Genomic DNA, 1,176 nt, shown 5'->3' with positions numbered 1-1,176 from the left:
GAAGCGGACGAATGAATTTGTGGAGTGAGGGCATGAAGGTCAGTGAATTGTTAGAGTACGCAACAGCACATGGACTGGTAGGGATTGTTGCACTGATTGAATTGCTCGTGCTAGATAAACAAGTTGTGAAGTTTACGGATGATGTCGCAAAACTAGATTATTATTTTCAAGATCGATTTCGAGTGGCGATGAAGGAGCATGTGGCAGCGTATATGGGCAAGAAGAACAGGCGTGTGATGACAGATGAGGAATGGAATAGTTGGATGGAACGAGTGGATGACAGATATTTGGGGTGAGCGAAATTGAGCAAATATAACAACAAAAAAGTACATCTCGATGATTACGTGTTCGATTCACAAGCGGAAGCACATTATTACGAGAGCTTGAAAATTCGTTATGCAAGAGGCGAAGTACAAGGTTTTGAACGACAGCCTATCTTTAAGTTACAACCCGCGTTCAAGAAACAGGATAAAAGCTTTCAAGCCATTACATACATAGCGGACTTCTTGGTGTACTTGCCAAATGGCGAGGTAGAGGTCATAGACATAAAAGGCATGATTACCGAAACGTTTAACGTGAAGCGAAAGCTGTTTGAGTATACATATCCCCACTTACAGCTGATTTTGCTGAAGTATGTGAAAAAATACGGTGGGTTTATCCCATTGGATGAGTACAACAAGTTGCAACGAGCGGAGAAGAAAGCGAAAAAACAGCATAAAGGGAGCGGATTGTAATGTCATATATCGAATTCAAACCAGTGTTAAAGAAAGTGAACTTAAAACCTGATGGGAAGAAAGAGATTGTGTTAGAAGTAACAGATTCCTCATTGCAAGGGAAATTGGATTCTTTGTCTGAAATGATTGATGCGAAAGTGTTTGTTTCGCTAGAGTCTATGCAAGTTAATTTCAATGTCACGATGAATGCGAAAACAAATGAGCCAGTTATCCAGTACGAAGTGAATGAAAAAGGCATCGTACAAGAAGCAAAATCAACATTTGAGCAAATAGAAGCAGACCTAGATATGCCAAAAGAACAGATTCCAACTCGTGAAGAAAAAGAACAAGTGGACCGTGAGGTTATCGATGCGTTTATCATTAGCGGTTTAGCACCGAACTTTGAGGGGGTGCCGAATAAACTTCCGGAGATTGTGAAACGCCGTCTGGAAGGAGAATCCTA

The 1,176-nt window shown here is 41.0% G+C and carries 2 protein-coding genes and 1 pseudogene; all 3 read left to right on the top strand.

Features of this window, described 5'->3' with window-relative positions:
- Positions 1–296 (top strand): hypothetical protein (locus ACQRBL_RS03610; RefSeq protein WP_411996839.1); only part of this gene is annotated, 296 nt, incomplete at its 5' end.
- Between the two features lie 6 nt (positions 297–302).
- A complete protein-coding gene (locus ACQRBL_RS03605) occupies positions 303–734 on the top strand; it encodes a DUF1064 domain-containing protein (RefSeq protein ID WP_023523315.1) in 432 nt (143 codons plus the stop codon).
- Positions 734–1,176, top strand: a pseudogene (locus ACQRBL_RS03600) (2-methylcitrate dehydratase); the annotation flags it as partial. The gene ACQRBL_RS03605 and the pseudogene ACQRBL_RS03600, both read left to right, overlap by 1 nt.

The sequence above is a fragment of the Bacillus sp. AF62 genome (assembly GCF_050312695.1).
In the GTDB taxonomy this organism is placed as follows: Bacteria; Bacillota; Bacilli; order Bacillales; family Bacillaceae_G; genus Bacillus_A; species Bacillus_A cereus.
Note: the sequence above shows the minus strand (reverse complement) of the source record. Positions and strands in the feature narration are given on the sequence as shown.